This window comes from Kribbella sp. NPDC055110 (genome assembly GCF_053607525.1).
This window is the reverse complement of record NZ_JBSGTS010000010.1, coordinates 52,164-65,282: the sequence shown is the minus strand read 5'-3', so window position 1 is coordinate 65,282 and position 13,119 is coordinate 52,164. Positions and strand designations below refer to the sequence as shown.

Genomic DNA, 13,119 nt, shown 5'->3' with positions numbered 1-13,119 from the left:
CTGATCTCGAACACCGCTGCATCTCGAACACCACTGTACGAATTCCTCTTGTCGAACACCAGTGTGCGAGTTACCGTACCGACCATAACCCGTACACGACTGTTCAACTTAAGGACGAGATCATGAATCGACCCGACCCCCGGCGGTGGCGACTGCTGGGGCTGCTCGCCGCCGCGCAGTTCATGCTGATCCTCGACGTCACCGTGGTGGCGATCGCACTGCCGAACATCGAGACCGACCTCCACCTGCAGCGCGAGACGCTGACCTGGGTGGTCAGCGCGTACACGCTGATGTTCGGCGGCCTGATGCTGCTCGGCGGTCGCGCCGCCGACCTCTTCGGTTCCCGCCGCGTCGTACTGACCGGCCTGCTGGTGTTCACGCTGGCGTCGCTCGTCACCGGTCTCGCCAATGGGCCTGAGGTCCTGCTGGGCGGCCGCGTCGGGCAAGGCATCGGCGCCGCGATGCTCTCGCCGGCGGCCCTGTCCGTGGTGACGAAAACGTTTTCCGACGCGGAGCGCAACAAGGCGCTCGGCATCTGGTCCGCGATGGGCGGTGCCGGCTCCGCGATCGGCGTACTGCTCGGTGGTCTGCTGACGGCGGGCCCCGGCTGGCAGTGGGTGTTCTACATCAACCTGCCGATCGGTCTGGTCGTGTTCGCGTTGCTCATCCGGATGCTCCCCGCCGACAAGCCGAGCGAGCAGCCAGGGCGTCTCGACGTACCGGGCGCCCTGCTCGTCACGGCCGGCACGGGTACGGCGATCTACGCGCTGATCAACGCCGGCGATCGCGGCTGGCTCTCGCTCGCGACCCTCGGCACGCTGGCCGGAGCTCTGGTTCTGTACGGCGTCTTCGCCTGGGTCCAGCGCGCCGTACGGTCACCGCTGATGGACCTGCGGATCTTCACCCGCCGCCCGGTCACCGCCGGTATCTTCATGATCCTGGTCGCGACCGCGCTGATGATCGCGATGTTCTTCCTGGGCTCGTTCTACCTGCAGCACTTCAAGCAGTACGGCGCTTTCCGCACCGGGTTGTTGTTCCTGCCGGTGGCGATCGCGGCGATCGTCGGCGCGCAGCTCGCCGGGCACCTGGTCGGCCGGACCGGCGCGCGGCCGATCGCGATCACCGGGTTCCTGATCACCGCGGCCGGCGTGGCTGTCCCCGCGATCTGGGAGGGTGCTGCCGTGGTCGTGGTCGGGATGACCGTGGGGACGGTCGGGCTGGGCGCCGCCTTCGTGGCTTCGTCGACCACGACGTTCGCGCAGATCGACTACCGGGAAGCGGGTTTGGCGTCCGGGTTGCTGAGCACGTTCCACGAGTTCGGTGCCTCGCTCGGCGTCGCTGTGGTGTCGAGCGTCGCGGCGGCGAGCCTTGCCGGGACCGTGTCGACCGGGTTCACCCGTGGGTTCACATTCGCCGCGGTCACTGCCGCGGTGGCGGCCGTCCTCGCGCTGGTCGTCGTACCGGCGTTCAAGCCTTCGACTGGAGAAGTCCATGCCCATTGAGATTCGCCGCGCGGTTGTCGCAGATGCCGAGACGGTGCTGACCATGTTGCGCGAGCTGGCCGAGTACCAGGACCAGGGCGCTTACCTGACTGCGAGCGTCGAGGACTGGCAGGGGTTCCTCGGGCGCGAGGACGTGATCGTGCTGATCGCGGAGGTCGACGGAAACGCGCCGGGGTACGTTTCCGCGCTGCGACGGCCGTACCTGTGGGTCGGCGGAGACCAGCTGGCGCTGGACGATCTCTATGTCCGGGAGCAGTTCCGCGACGCCGGCGTCGGACGGCAGCTCATGCTCGAACTGGCCCGGCACGCGCTGCCGGATCGGCTACCGATCGGCTGGGGCCTGCGCCTGGAGAACACAGCCGGCTACCGCTTCTACGAACGCCTCGGCGCCAACCTGGTCACCAAGACCGCAGCCGGTTGGTCCCCCGAGGCGTACGAGCGTCAGCTGAGCGAGTAGGTGGCCGCGACCGGGAGGTGGTCGGACGCGTAGTTCATCTGCAACCGCGCCGCCAACCGGGCCGGCTGGTCCATCCAGTTGCTGCGGGCATCGAAGTACTTGTCGACCTCCTGCAGGCCGACGACCGTGGCCCCGGACGCCTCGATCGTCTGCGCGACCCGCTCGAGGTCGAGCTTGCCGTCGACGCCCGCGCCGTGGTGGATGTTGAACGTCAGGGCCTCCACGGTCGTGGCCGCCACCTTCGCGTGTGCCGTCAGCGGCGACGCGGCCAGCAGGAGACAACCAGCCACAACAGCGAGCGTTCCCGATCGACGCATACCTCAGTATCTCGAGGTATCGGGGTCAGCTACGGGCGCACATTGTGGTTGCCGGCGAAAACGTTTTCCGGATCGTACTCGCGCTTCACGGCCGCGAGCCGCTCGTAGGTCTTGGCCGGGTAGACCGCGGCGACATCGGCGTCTTCGGCGTCGGACAGGAAGTTCGCGTACGCGCCGCTGACCTGCGGGCTCAGGCGATCCCACAGTTGCTGCCGCGCCGGACGCGACGCCTCGATCACCGGCGGCGGACCGACGGTCATCGTGACGAACATCAGCTCCGCCTGTCGGTGTGCGTACGCCGTCGCGTCGTCGGCGACCTGCGCCACGGCCACGCCGACGCTGCGGATGGCGATCACCGGAGAACCCTGCGAAGTGCCGGCCTCGACGAGGATCCGCAGTACCTCGGGCACGGAATCCTTGTCGACAAAGGCACTCCGGGTGGCGAACTGGATCCCCGGCGGCGGTACGGCGCCGTCCACGAGCACCTCGGCGTACGGCGTCAGCGTGACGTCGTCGGCGAGCACGGTGCCGAGTGCGCGGATCGGGTCGATCGCCTGCGCGGCGAGTTCCGCGTCGTCGCCGTCGTACGCGACCTGGATCTCGAGCGGCGCCTCCGGACCGCCGAAGAACGGGTTCGCGAACGACGCGATCGACGTCAGCTCCGCAGGCGCGGTCCGCAGGTACTCGGCCCAGCGGGGCAGGACCTCCGCGATCTCGTTCGCCGGAAACACGACCTTGCCGAAGTGGATGTCGGTCGTCGGATGCGCCGCGAACTCGAACGCGGTCACGATTCCAAAGTTTCCGCCGCCACCACGGATCGCCCAGAACAGCTCCTGGTTCTCGTCCGCCGACGCCCGTACGACGTCACCGTTGGCGGTCACGACCTCCGCGGCGACCAGGCTGTCCAGCGCGAGCCCGTATTTGCGGACCTTCCATCCGATGCCACCGGTCAGCGTCAACCCGCCGACGCCGACGCTCTTGGTGTCGCCCGACGAGATCGCCAGCCCGTGCGGCGCCAGCGCGGCCGCGACCTGGCCCCAGGTGGCGCCGCCGCCGATCCGTACGACGTGCTTGTCCTTGTCCACAAGTTCGATGCCCGCCAGGTCGACGAGATCGATCACCACACCGCCGTCGTTCGTACCGAATCCCGGGAACGCGTGTCCACCACCGCGCACCGCGAGCGGCAGTCCGCTCCCGGCGGCGTACCGGACCGCTTTCCGGACGTCCTCGACGGTTGCCGGCCTGAGGACGTACGCCGGGCTGCCCCCGACCAGCACGGTCCGGCTCGCGGCGTCGTACCCCGCGTCGTCCGGTCCGACAATCTCTCCAGCGAATCCTTCGACTACAGCGCTCATGACGTTCCTTTGCGTTTGCCCTCATCGAACAAACACCTGACGCCGGCCGAGCGCCGCATGTGACGTGAACAACGCCACATCACAAAACGTTCGGCTATTTCGTCTGAGCGTCGGTCTTGTGGCTGAACGCGCACCGCCAACCGTCCGGCGTCTGCACCCAGACCTGGCTGATCCACTCGTCCGCGCGGTACGACGTGCCTTCCCAGGAACCCGTGCTGGTCTTGCGCGCCGTGACTACGACGGCATCACCGGCGCGCGCCACGCGCTGCTCGCCCACCACCCACCATCGAGGCCGCCACCAACCACGTACGACGAGACATCCGGACTCCCCTCGGAACAGTCCCGCCGACCCTCACCCCACCGAATGAACACCACCACCCCATCCCATGAACCCCCGGAAACCCCACCTGCGTGCGAGGGTGGGGTGATGATTTATCGGTTCTCGGTTGGGCGGTTGGAATGTGTGGTGGTGAGCGACGGTCAGCCGGGGCCGCCGTTCGAACCTCCGCTGGAGGAGTACTTCACGCCTGAGTCCGGCGTACCTGACGACGCACTGCGGGACGCGTGTGAGGGGCGGTCGACGCTGACGTGCGGGTACAACTGTCTGTTCGTGAGCACCCCGGACGGGACAGCGGTGATCGACACGGGGCTGGGGGCGAGCTTCCTCGGGTACGGCGAGTACATCAAGCCGCTCGTCGGACAGTTGGACGGCGGCATGACCAGCGCCGGACTGTCACGGTCGGATTTGGCTGCGGTCGTGTTCACGCATCTCCACCAGGATCATTCGCGCGGGGCGATCTGGTCGGGTGAGCTCACGTTCCCCGCGGCGACCGCGTTCGCGCATGCGTCGGAGGTCGCGTTCTGGTCGGGCTCCGTCGACCTGCCGTCGGCGCAGCCGCATCTCGAGGCTGCTCGAGAAACGATCCGGCTGTTCGGCGAGAAGCTGCGGCCGTTCGAGTACGACGCCGAGATCCTGCCCGGCGTACACGTTGTCGCCGCCCCCGGTCACACACCCGGCCACTCAGCCATCCTGCTGCAGTCCCAGGGCGAACGGCTGCTCTGCGTGGGCGACACGTTCTACGATCCGCTCCAACTCACCAACCCCGCCTGGGCCACCCCATGGGACCTGGACGCAACGGCCTCCATCACCACCCGCCGCCAACTCCTCTCCCGCGCCGCCGACGACCACCTCCTCATCCACGCCTACCACCTCCCCTTCCCCGGCCTCGGCCACGTCCAACGCAGCAGCCAAACCTTCACCTGGCACCCCCTCGAGGCCCGGAACAACGGCTAGCGGTCGACCTCCTCGCCTCCACCCCACAAGCCCCGACCCGCGCCTCCACTCCCCGACGCACGACGCCTACATCCGACGCCCGCTTCCCGCGCACGACGCCGCTTCCCGCGCACGACGCCCGCGCCTCGCGCCTGACGCCCGCCCCGCGCCTGACGCCCGCCCCGCGCCTGACGCCCGCGCCTCGTACACCAGGGGAGAACACCTTCTGGGGGCTGTGGACAGGGAATACCAGGTTCCACCCCACCAGAAGCTGTCTCACGGGCCCGCAGTTCACCGACGCATCGGACAGGAGGCCGGGTGCCCACTCGGGTTGCTGGGTTGGGTCGCGGTTGGGCCGGACGCGGTCGAGTGGGGTTGTGCGCGCCGTGCGCCCCGCGCCATCCAGCTAGCGTCCGCTCGTCCACCCAACCCTGACTCATGAGCAGGACGACAGGTCCGGGGCGACTACGCGGACGACTGAATCACGGGAGCGCCCATTTCTGGTTCGGGCCGTTGTTGCAGGTGTAGAGGATGAGTTTGGTGCCGTTGGCGGCGGAGGCGCCGGCGGCGTCGAGGCAGAGGGGTACGGCGGCGTTGACGAGGGATCCGTTCGGTTGGGGGATCCAACGTTGGCCGGGGGAGTTGTCGCAGGTCCACAGCACCGCGGGGGTCTTGAGGGCGGTGTCGCGTGCGGACAGGCACTTGCCCATTGTGCGGATGGTGCCGTCCTCCGTCGACGGTGTCCACTGCTGGTTGACGGCGCCCTTGCAGGTGTAGAGCGTGGTCGGCGTACCGTCTGCGGTCGAGGCCTGGTAGACGTCGATGCACTGGCCCGCGATCCCGACGGCCGGCCCGGTGTCCTGGTACACGCCGAACTCCCAGAACGAGTAGTAGCTCCCGGCAACGGCTCGCTGTGTCGCGACCATCCGCACGTACCGCGCGTAGTTCGGCGCGAACGTGACGAGGTCAGTCCCGCCGTCCCCGCTCACCGTCGACGCCACGGTCTTCCAGCTGCGCCCGCTCCCGGACACCTGGAGCTGGTACGACTTCGCGTACGCCGTCGGCAGCCAGTTCATCATCACGCGATTGACCACCTGGACGGACCCCAGATCGACCTGGAACCACTGCGGATCCGTCCGCGCACTCGACCACGCGGTGCTCATCGAACCGTCCACGGCCTTCGACGCCTCACGCCCGGCAACATAGGTGCTGGAGGCAACAGCAGGACGGCCGCGGGCGAGGTTCCGCTTCGTACTGAAGGCCGCCGTGTACGTCGTCGGCGTCGCCGGCGCGACCAGGTTGTGGTCACGCGCCCCACCGTCCGACCACAGCCCGAACCCGTAGAGCTGATTCGTCAAGCTCTGCACCGGATCCGTCGCCACCGAAACACTGGAACCGACGATCGTCGTGACGCCGAGCGGACTCTTCCCGCTCTTGTCGAGCACCGTCACCGGCAACCCGGTCGGTGTGGTCGCGAACGTGGTTCCGACCGTCTTCGGATCGAGCCGCACGCTCTTGACGTCCGTCAGCCCTTGAGCATCCTGTGCCGTCAGCTTCAGTTCGATGTACGACGGATACTCGTGATCCGGCGCCGTGAACGAGCCGCTCGCCCCGGTCAGCGTGGTGATCGTATGCGTGTGGCAATCGCTCGGACAGTGATGCATGATCAGCGACCACGTCAACGCGGACTCCGGCAACGTCCCCTGCTCGGGGTCCGTCGCCGAACCCGAGAAGTTGATGGTGTCCCCAACTTTCCACGTCGTCGCCGGACCAGGAGACGTGATCGTCGCGGTCGGCGCGGTGTTCGCGACATTGATCTGCGTCGACGCCACACCGCTCGCCGTCCCGTCGGACACCCGCAATCGCGCGATCACGGTGCCCGCCGTCGTGTAGGTGTGCTGCACCACGGCGGCCGTCGAGTCGTCGTACACGCCGTCGCCGTCGAGATCCCACGCGTACGTGAGCGGTTGGCCGTCTGCGTCGTTGGACGCGGTGCCGTCGAACGTCACCGTCAACGGCGTCGGCCCGCTCGATGGGTCCGCGTGGATGATGGCCGTCGGCGGGTTGTTCGTGCCGTTGTAGACGTAGCGCAGGATCCGGCCGTTGTCGTAGTCGACCGTGAAGAGATCGCCACCGGGGCCGGTTTGCAGGCGCACGGCGCCGTACCCGGACGCGAAGAGCTGGATGTTCGCCGGATTCGGCAGGCCGTTGCTGCCCGGCATCATCGCCCACACGCACTTGCGGCTGTAGTCGGTGAAGAACAGCGAGCCGTCGTACGTCGAGGGGTAGTTGCCGCCCTTGTAGAACGTCAGCCCGGAGATGGACGAGCTGCCGGTCGAGCACGTGCCGCCGACCTTCTCGGTGTGTTGGTACGTGTAGTACGGCGACGCGACCGCGGAGGTGCCCGCGGCGTACAGGTTCTCGCAGATGTTCAGGTTCGCGCCGTCGTACCCGGGCTGGCGGCCGGCTCCTTCGTAGCACGGCCAGCCGAAGTTGGTGACGCCCGCGGTCGGAGCCACGACGCGGTCGATCTCCTCCCAGGTCTGGTACCCGACGTCGCCGATCCACAACTCGTTCGTCCCCGGGCGGAAGGTGAACCGCATCGGGTTGCGCAGACCTTCCGCGACGATCCGGCGGGCGTTCAGGTCGGGGTTGCTGATCAACGGGTTGTTCGGCGCGGCCTGCCCGGTGTCGGGATCGATGCGGATGATCGAGCCGTCCAGACCGGTCGGATCGCCTGGTGTGCGGAGGTCCTGCGCACGGAGCGCGCCGCCTTCGGCAGTCGGCGGAATGAGCGTCGCACCGACCGGAGCAGGCCCGTCACCGCATGGGTTGTCGGGCGTCAGATCCGACGCGGGCTGGCTGTCCTGCCCGTAGTCGATGTAGTTGAAGCTCCCGCCGTCACCGCCGCCGGCGTACAGGAACCCGTCCGGGCCGAACTCGATCGAGCCGATCGAGTGGCTCGGGAACACCTGGCACCAGTCCTCGACGAGTACCTGCTCGGCGCCGTTCGCGTTGAGCACCGAGAGTCGCGCACTGGCCTGGCATCCGTCACCGGTCGGACCGGGCGGTGACGGACACGGGTCGCCGTCGGTGTCCGGCGTACCCCACTTCGGTGTCGGTCCGCCGATCAGGCCGTCGTGCGTGTACAGCACGTAGATCCTTGGATCTGCAGGGAAATTGGGATGCAGCGCGAGTCCGAGCAGCCCGCGATCCCAGTAGTTGTAGACCTCGGTGCGTAAGTCGGCGTACACGCTGGGCGTCGGATCGTCGAGCGAGTCGAACACCTTGATCAGGCCGCTCTTCTCGGCGACGAACACCCGGCCGTCCGGCGAGAACGCGACGTTCGTCGGACTGCTCAGTCCGGTGAATGCCACTTGCTCACTGAAACCGGTGGGCGTGACTGCAGCCCGTGCTGGACCGATCGCCACGAATGGCAACAGAAGTACAACGCACAGTGCGGGCAGCGCAGAGCGCAGCCACCGGGCAGAAATCCTCACGAAGCCCCCCAGGCCAGATGTCCGGTACCCGTCCCCTCACAACCCCCTGCGGGCACTCGGATCGCGCCAGGATGACGTCCACCACGGACCGTGCGCAAGCCCCGGCCACTATTCGTTTCAAACAATCCACCGGCCGGTCACTCCACCGATCGAACCGTGCACACTGGGCTGATGATCCGGAGCGTTCGGGAGTTGCCGACAGGGCCGGGTGTCTATCGCTTTCGCGACGACGCCGGGAAGGTTCTGTATATCGGGCGGGCCCGTAATCTGCGGCGGCGCGTGCAGTCGTACTGGGTGAATCTCGGCGACCGGCCGCATCTGCAGCGGATGGTACGGCGGATCGCCCGGGTGGAAGGTGTCTGGTGCGATTCCGAACACGAAGCGGCATGGCTCGAACGCAATCTGCTCGAACATTCCAAGCCGCGCTGGAACCGTACCGAGGGCGGCGCGGAGGTCGTCGGCTACATCCGGCTCGCCGACGGATCGAAGCCCGGCTTGCGTTTCGAGCACACGGTCAGCGGTGGTGGACCGTATTTCGGGCCGTACCTCGGTGGGTTGCGGATCCGGCAGGCGATTTCCGGACTGCATCGGGTGCTGCCGCTGCAGTACACCGTGGAGGGGAACGGTTCGGCCGAGGAGTTCGGTCGGCTGTTCGGGATCGGGCCGGCGGATCGGGACGCGTTGGCGCGGACGGCAAGCGCTGTACTTTCAAAGGATCCGGCGGCGGTCGAGGCGTTGCGGGACGAGCTGGTACGACGACGTGACCGGGCGGCGGGCGAACTGCGGTACGAGTTCGCGGCGAAGGTGCAGGGGGAACTCGAGGCGCTCGAGTGGATCTGTTCCGAGCAGAAGGTGGCGTGGCTGGAGCCGCGGGACGCGGACGTTTACGGGTGGGCGGACGGCGTACTCGTGCGATTCGAGTTGCGGGGCGGGCGGATGTGCACGTGGACGCAGCGCGCGGTGGGCGAGGCGACGGCGCGGGAGCGCGTGGCGGCGACGCCGGCGTTGTGGCGGACCTTCGCCCGGCGCAACGCCGAACTCGCCGCACGCCTGCTCAAGGTGACTTCCTGATTACCTAGCATGTTCTTCCATGACACAGCCCCCTGGTCCGCAAGGTCAGCCATATCCGCCAGGACCACCGCCGTACGCTCCGGTGCCGCCGAAGCGGTCGCGGGGGCCGCTGTTCATCGTCGTCGGCCTCGTCCTGCTGCTCGTCGTACTGATCGTCACCGGGGTTGTTCTGTTCGTGAACCGCGACAACGGCAAACCGACCGCGCGCGATTCCACTCCGCCGGCCAGGACCAAACCGTCCGATCCCAAGGCGGTCGAGTTCCGTCGCGTGCTCACCTCGAAGCCCGGCCACTGCGCGACACCGTCGCCGAGCGGTACGGCGTGTGACGACCAGGGCAATGTCTACACGCTGGGCAAGGTCGAGCTCGACGGCAGCAACGTGTCCGAGGTGAAGGCCGGATACGACCCGGCCAGGGGTACGTCGTGGTACGTGAACCTCAACCTCGACCCGGAGGGCACCAAGCTGTTCGGCCAGCTGACCGCCAGCCTCGCCAAGCAGCAGCCGCCCGCGAACATGCTGGCGATCGTCGTCCACGGCCAGGTGGCTGCGGCGCCGACCGTAAACTCCGCGATCCCCGGCGGCCAGATCGAGATCTCCGGCTCCTACACCCGCGACACCGCCGAGGCCCTCGCCAAGAAGATCACCGGCTAGCGCTTCAGCGGTTGGTGACCTCGAACGCGACGACTGCCGCGGCGACGGCGACGTTCAGCGACTCGACGCCGGAGTGCAGTGGGATCTGCAGGTCGGAGTCGGTCGCCACCGTGATCCCGTTGGTCTCGCCCCCGAGCACGTACACCGCGCGCGGGGCGAGCTCGGTCTTGAACAGCGAGTCCTGCGAACGCGCCGACAATCCGTACACGTGATACCCGGCGTTCCGCAGTACGTCGACCGCGGCCTTCGCCGTCGACGTGTTCACGATCGGTGCCTGGAACGCGACGCCGGCCGATGCCTTGATGACGAGCGGCCCGACGTGCGGCGTACCGGCCCGGGGCAGGATCACTCCGTCGAACCCGGCGCCGGTCGCGGTCCGCAGAATCATTCCGACGTTTCCGGGATTGGTCACGCCGTCGAGCAGGAAAACGTTGGTCGGCCGCTTTCCGCGGGCCCGCACGAACTCCTCCAGCGGCGTCATCCGGGGCGCGTCCACGTCCGCGACCACGCCCTGGTCGTGCTTGCCGTTTCCGGCCAGCCACTTCACCCGGCTGGCGGTCGCCCGCTCGACCGGCGTTCCGTACCGTTCCGCGGCCCGCAGGATCTCCTGCATCGAGCTGCCGGTCGCGTTGTCGGCGAGCACGACCTTCGCCACCGACAGGCTCGGATCGTGCAGCGCCTCCAGCACGGGCTTGCGCCCGTAGACCGTGATCCACTTGTCGCGGGGCGATTTCTTCGAATCCACCCGCCTACCGTAGCGCCGGGTTCGTCGCCTTACCGTCCAGCCAGAGTATGTTGCTCGGGTCCGAGTGCGGGCCGGTGGTGCCGACGTGCTTGTCGCTGATCTGCGCGCCGTTCTTGATCACCTGCACCAGCGCCATCCCGTGGCCGCGGCCGAGGTCGTAGTCCGCCTTCAGCCAGTCGAGGATCGTGCCGGCCTTCACCTGCGCGGCGTCGTACCCCCGGCTCTTCGCCTCGTCGACCAGCTCCCGCGGGGTCTTTCCGGTCTTTTCCTCGATCTTGTCCAAGTACGCCTGGAACGACATCGTTTTCCTCCTGTGGTCGCCTTACACAGCTGCGTCGAACGACCACGGAGGAAATCGACATGCTTGTTTCCGCTACTTCGTGATGGTCAGGTAGCAGGACTTGCTGGCGACGCCGGCGACGACGACGCGGAACTGCTGCTTTCCGAGCCGCCCGCTGGCGACGTACACGGAGTAGCTGCCCGACGACGTCACCTTCGTGGTCGCCGGGAAGTTGACCCACTTCTTGCCGTCGAGACGCTGCACCTGGACCAAGGTCGTCTTGGCGATCCCGGTGGTCTTGCCGAAGTACCGGACCTTGGCGTAGCGCGGGACGATCCAGTCGCTGGCGTCGATGCTGACCGACTTCTTGACCGTGGCAGATACGGCGACCGTGGTCGCAGCGGTGTGCTGGGTGGCGGCGTCTGCCTGCAGTGCGCCGAGGCCGACGACCGCGCCGGCGGCCAGTCCGAGACCCGTGCCCACGGCAACAATCCGGCGAACGAAAGACTTGTGCATGATGGTGATTCCCCTCCCGTGTGGCGGCTCCTGGTGAGCCCGCCGCATCAAGAGACGCGGCTATGCACGAGTTAGTTCGTCACGAATTTTCAGGACGGCCGCGGCCGAGCGATCGATGTCGTCGGGGCCGGTGGTCCAGTTGCTGACCGAGATGCGCATCGCGGCCCGGCCCTGCCAGGTGGTTCCCGACATCCAGCAGGTGCCCTCGTTCTGGACCTCGGCGACCACGCGCCGAGTGATCGCGTCGTCGTCCCCGAAGCGGACCAGGACCTGGTTGAGGACCACGTCGTTCAGCACCCGTACGTCGTTGGCGCCGAGGATGCCCGCGAACCGCTGCGCCATCGCGTGGCAGCGGTCGACGATCTCGGCGATACCGGTGCGGCCCAGCGCCCGAATCGCGGCGTACACCGGGATGCCGCGGGCTCGCCGCGAGAACTCCGGGTTGAAGTCGAGCGAGTCGCGTTCGCCGTTCTCGTCCTGGATCAGGTACGCGGCGCGGATCGACATCGCGGCGCGGTGGGCCTCGGGGTGCGCGCAGAGGACCAGGCCGGAGTCGTACGGCACGTTGAGCCACTTGTGCGCATCGGTCGCCCACGAATCGGCCCGCTCGATCCCTTTGACCAGCGCACTCAACTGTGAGCTGACCGCCGCCCAGAGGCCGAAGGCGCCGTCGACGTGCACCCAGGCCTGATGCGCGTGCGCGAGGTCGCAGATCTCGGTGAACGGGTCAGATGCCCCCGTGTTCACGTTCCCGGCCTGCGCACAGACGATCTGCGGTACGTCGTCCTCGATGGCCTCCGCCAGCGCATCGGCGCGCATCCGGCCCTGGTCGTCGACCGCGATCTGCACGATGCAACTCGTCCCCAGCCCCAGGAAGCGCAGCGCGCGGTCGATCGTGTCGTGGCGCTCCGCCCCGGCCAGCACGCGGATCGTGGGCGCACCGATCAGGCCGTCCCGTTCGACATCCCACCCAGCTCGGCGCAGTACCTCGTGCCGCGCGGCCGCCAACCCGGTGAAGTTCGCCATCTGGGCACCGGTCACGAAACCCACCGACGTACCGCGTGACAGCCCGAAGAGCTCGACCAGCCAGCCCGCGGTGATGTCCTCGACCACGGCAGCCGCCGGCGAGGCGGCGTACAGACCCGCATTCTGGTCCCACGTCGTCGTGAGCCAGTCCGCGGCCAGCGACGCCGGCGTGGCGCCGCCGAATACGAACCCGAAGAACCGGCCGCTCCCGCTCGGCAGCAGCCCGCCCTCGACCCCCTCCGCGAGCCGCGCGACAACCTCCCGCGGATCCGTCGGCCCGGTCGGCAGCGGTCCGCCGAGCACCTTGTGAAGCTCCGCGGCACTCGCCCGCGGCCCGACCCGCCGCTGCGGAAGCCCGTCCAAGTACGCCGTCGCCCGCCCGTACGCCTCCGTGAGCGGCCCCACCCAATCAACCATGCCTCTTT

The 13,119-nt window shown here is 68.0% G+C and carries 13 protein-coding genes; 5 read left to right on the top strand and 8 right to left on the bottom strand.

Translation table 11 applies throughout. The annotated features are described in order from the left end of the window. The first annotated feature begins 122 nt into the window (after positions 1 to 122). Together ACWF0M_RS17865 and ACWF0M_RS17860 are read left to right on the top strand one after the other, a co-directional pair. Positions 123 to 1,502, top strand: a complete 1,380-nt coding sequence (locus ACWF0M_RS17865; RefSeq protein ID WP_452236769.1) for an MFS transporter — start codon at positions 123 to 125, stop codon at positions 1,500 to 1,502. Further along, positions 1,492 to 1,959, top strand: a complete 468-nt coding sequence (locus tag ACWF0M_RS17860; protein ID WP_452236768.1) for an N-acetyltransferase family protein — start codon at positions 1,492 to 1,494, stop codon at positions 1,957 to 1,959. The genes ACWF0M_RS17865 and ACWF0M_RS17860 overlap by 11 nt, the downstream gene beginning before the upstream one ends. Here the strand turns inward: ACWF0M_RS17860 and ACWF0M_RS17855 are convergent. The 3 genes from ACWF0M_RS17855 to ACWF0M_RS17845 form a co-directional block, all read right to left on the bottom strand. Then, on the bottom strand, positions 1,944 to 2,249 hold the full coding sequence (locus ACWF0M_RS17855; RefSeq protein ID WP_452236767.1) for an endonuclease/exonuclease/phosphatase family protein: 306 nt from the start codon (positions 2,247 to 2,249) through the stop codon (positions 1,944 to 1,946). The two genes, ACWF0M_RS17860 and ACWF0M_RS17855, sit on opposite strands and share 16 nt — an antisense overlap. A 56-nt stretch (positions 2,250 to 2,305) precedes the next feature. Next, on the bottom strand, positions 2,306 to 3,631 hold the full coding sequence (locus ACWF0M_RS17850) for an FAD-binding oxidoreductase (protein ID WP_452236766.1): 1,326 nt from the start codon (positions 3,629 to 3,631) through the stop codon (positions 2,306 to 2,308). A gap of 94 nt (positions 3,632 to 3,725) precedes the next feature. After that, on the bottom strand, positions 3,726 to 3,908 hold the full coding sequence (locus ACWF0M_RS17845) for a hypothetical protein (RefSeq protein WP_452236765.1): 183 nt from the start codon (positions 3,906 to 3,908) through the stop codon (positions 3,726 to 3,728). Positions 3,909 to 4,100: 192 nt separating this feature from the next. Here ACWF0M_RS17845 and ACWF0M_RS17840 point away from each other — a divergent pair, with 192 nt between their 5' ends. Continuing rightward, on the top strand, positions 4,101 to 4,925 hold the full coding sequence (locus ACWF0M_RS17840) for an MBL fold metallo-hydrolase (protein ID WP_452236764.1): 825 nt from the start codon (positions 4,101 to 4,103) through the stop codon (positions 4,923 to 4,925). 461 nt (positions 4,926 to 5,386) lie between these two features. Here the strand turns inward: ACWF0M_RS17840 and ACWF0M_RS17835 are convergent, their stop codons facing one another. Further along, positions 5,387 to 8,281, bottom strand: coding sequence for a PQQ-dependent sugar dehydrogenase (locus ACWF0M_RS17835; protein ID WP_452236763.1), 2,895 nt, complete (start codon positions 8,279 to 8,281; stop codon positions 5,387 to 5,389). A 294-nt stretch (positions 8,282 to 8,575) separates the two neighbouring features. Here ACWF0M_RS17835 and ACWF0M_RS17830 point away from each other — a divergent pair, with 294 nt between their 5' ends. Both ACWF0M_RS17830 and ACWF0M_RS17825 read left to right on the top strand, forming a co-directional pair. After that, positions 8,576 to 9,475: a GIY-YIG nuclease family protein gene (locus tag ACWF0M_RS17830; protein WP_452236762.1), complete on the top strand. Its 900-nt coding sequence runs from the start codon at positions 8,576 to 8,578 to the stop codon at positions 9,473 to 9,475. A gap of 82 nt (positions 9,476 to 9,557) precedes the next feature. Continuing rightward, on the top strand, positions 9,558 to 10,127 hold the full coding sequence (locus tag ACWF0M_RS17825; RefSeq protein ID WP_452236761.1) for a SecDF P1 head subdomain-containing protein: 570 nt from the start codon (positions 9,558 to 9,560) through the stop codon (positions 10,125 to 10,127). 4 nt (positions 10,128 to 10,131) lie between these two features. On the opposite strand, the gene ACWF0M_RS17820 is transcribed toward ACWF0M_RS17825, so the two are convergent. From ACWF0M_RS17820 to ACWF0M_RS17805, 4 genes are all read right to left on the bottom strand, one after another. Continuing rightward, positions 10,132 to 10,872 (bottom strand): TrmH family RNA methyltransferase, encoded by a 741-nt coding sequence (locus tag ACWF0M_RS17820; RefSeq protein WP_452236760.1) that lies wholly within the window; start codon positions 10,870 to 10,872, stop codon positions 10,132 to 10,134. Between the two features lie 4 nt (positions 10,873 to 10,876). Beyond that, the gene (locus ACWF0M_RS17815) at positions 10,877 to 11,173 is read right to left on the bottom strand and encodes a DUF4287 domain-containing protein (protein WP_452236759.1); all 297 of its coding nucleotides are present in this window, start codon (positions 11,171 to 11,173) and stop codon (positions 10,877 to 10,879) included. A 72-nt stretch (positions 11,174 to 11,245) separates the two neighbouring features. Then, entirely contained in the window at positions 11,246 to 11,668 is a 423-nt protein-coding gene (locus ACWF0M_RS17810; protein WP_452236758.1) for a hypothetical protein, read from the bottom strand. A 60-nt stretch (positions 11,669 to 11,728) separates the two neighbouring features. After that, positions 11,729 to 13,111: a pyridoxal phosphate-dependent decarboxylase family protein gene (locus tag ACWF0M_RS17805; protein ID WP_452236757.1), complete on the bottom strand. Its 1,383-nt coding sequence runs from the start codon at positions 13,109 to 13,111 to the stop codon at positions 11,729 to 11,731. Positions 13,112 to 13,119 lie beyond the last annotated feature (8 nt).

What these genes read in the sequence shown, in the direction of transcription:
- ACWF0M_RS17860 (WP_452236768.1), top strand. Translation starts at nt 1,492, where the DNA reads ATGCCCATTGAGATTCGCCGCGCGGTTGTCGCAGATGCCGAGACGGTG.
- ACWF0M_RS17850 (WP_452236766.1), bottom strand. Translation starts at nt 3,631, where the DNA reads ATGAGCGCTGTAGTCGAAGGATTCGCTGGAGAGATTGTCGGACCGGAC.
- ACWF0M_RS17805 (WP_452236757.1), bottom strand. Translation starts at nt 13,111, where the DNA reads ATGGTTGATTGGGTGGGGCCGCTCACGGAGGCGTACGGGCGGGCGACG.
- ACWF0M_RS17810 (WP_452236758.1), bottom strand. Translation starts at nt 11,668, where the DNA reads ATGCACAAGTCTTTCGTTCGCCGGATTGTTGCCGTGGGCACGGGTCTC.
- ACWF0M_RS17815 (WP_452236759.1), bottom strand. Translation starts at nt 11,173, where the DNA reads ATGTCGTTCCAGGCGTACTTGGACAAGATCGAGGAAAAGACCGGAAAG.
- ACWF0M_RS17865 (WP_452236769.1), top strand. Translation starts at nt 123, where the DNA reads ATGAATCGACCCGACCCCCGGCGGTGGCGACTGCTGGGGCTGCTCGCC.
- ACWF0M_RS17830 (WP_452236762.1), top strand. Translation starts at nt 8,576, where the DNA reads ATGATCCGGAGCGTTCGGGAGTTGCCGACAGGGCCGGGTGTCTATCGC.